This window comes from Hydrogenophaga sp. (assembly GCF_051007235.1).
Taxonomy (GTDB): Bacteria; Pseudomonadota; Gammaproteobacteria; order Burkholderiales; family Burkholderiaceae_C; genus Hydrogenophaga.
Genome location: NZ_JBPCSJ010000263.1, coordinates 1 through 1477, shown reverse-complemented (window position 1 = coordinate 1477; position 1477 = coordinate 1). Strand labels below are relative to the sequence as shown.

Annotated in this window: 1 protein-coding gene; it reads right to left on the bottom strand. The window is 69.0% G+C overall.

The features are described from left to right. A partial coding sequence (locus ACR2JA_RS09510) for an FAD-dependent monooxygenase (RefSeq protein WP_434008846.1) occupies positions 1-1356 on the bottom strand: 1356 nt, incomplete at its 3' end. Between the last annotated feature and the right edge of the window lie 121 nt (positions 1357-1477).

The window sequence follows — 1477 nt, the reverse complement described above, 5'->3', positions numbered from 1 at the left end:
CAGGCGCACGTTGCGCGGCGGTGCGCCCAGACCCGGCCCGGCCCCGAAGGCGGCGTTGTCGTCGTCCGGTGCGTTGAGCGGTGAGCCGGCGTATTCGTGCGGACGCGAGGAGCGCCAGTGGTACAGCGGCCCCACGAACGGCTGGCTGAGCGACAGCGACAGCACCGCATCGCGCAGCAAGCGGAAGCCGCGCGTGGGCGGCGCCATGAAGCGCGTGCTCTTGCCGGCTTCGTCGATGATTTCGCGCGCTGCGCCCACGCGTTCGGTGCTGTAGGTGCGCAGCAGCGTCGCGGGTGCCACCCCTTTCGCGACCAGCGCCAGCCGCCAGGCCAGCGCCTGCGCGTCCTGGAAGCCGGTGTTGGCCCCGCGCACGCCGAAGATGGGCAGCAGGTGCGCCGCATCCCCCACGAACAGCACGCGGCCGTGCACGTAGTCGGGCAGCGTGAGCGCGCGCGCCGAGTAGACCGAGCACCAGTCCATCTCCCACGGCACGCCGGCGTGGCCGATCATCGCCAGCTGGGCGTCGATGCGGGCCTTGAGCGATTCGGGTCTCAGCGCGTCTTCGGGTGTTTCGCCGGGCGGCAGCTGGTAGTCCAACCGCCAGATGCCGTGCGGCTCGCGGTGCATGAGGATGGTGTTGCCCGGGTTCCAGTCGGGGTCGAAGAAGGCTAGGCGCTCGGTCGGCAGCGGAAGGTCCACCCGGATGTCGGCGATGACGAACCTGCCTTCGTAGGACGCGCCTTCCAGCTTGAGGTCCATCAGCCCGCGCACGGCCGAACGGGCGCCGTCGGCGGCCACCAGCCAGTCGGCCTTGAGCGTGTACGGGCCTTCGGCGGTGTCCACCTGCAGCGTGGCGCCCTGCCCGTCCTGCGTGAACGACAACAGTTTGTTGCCCCAGCGCAGGTCCACCAGCGGCTGCTCGGCGCAGGCCTCCACCAGGTACTGCTCCACATACTGCTGCTGCAGGTTGATGAGCGGGAAAAAGCGGTCGTCGGGGTCGTGTGGGTTCTCCATGCGGAACACGCGCTGGCCGCGGTAAATGGAGTTGCCAAAGCGCCAGGGCAGGCCGTTGTCCGTCACCCGCTGCGCCACGCCCACCTGCAGCAGGATTTCCATGGACCGGCGGGTGAACACGATGGCGCGGCTGCCCTCGGACACCTGGCGCTCGGCTTCGAGCACCACGCAGCGCACGCCCTGCTGCGCCAGCGCGAGGGCGGTCACCAGCCCGATGGGGCCGGCGCCGGCGATGACCACCGGCGCGTGTTGTTCGGCCGGGTGCGCCGACGGCAACCAGGCGTCGAACACCTGGTAGTCGTAATAGATCGAGCGCCGGGGCTCGGCGTGGGGCTGGTGCATGGTCTGTCTCCTTATATCTTTCAGATCGTTGAAACTTCAGTGGTCAAGACGCGTTGGGTTGTCTTGACGGCTGAACTGGTTGACTCACCGCCGTGCAGCCTGTGTCTCCTGCGAGCCCCAG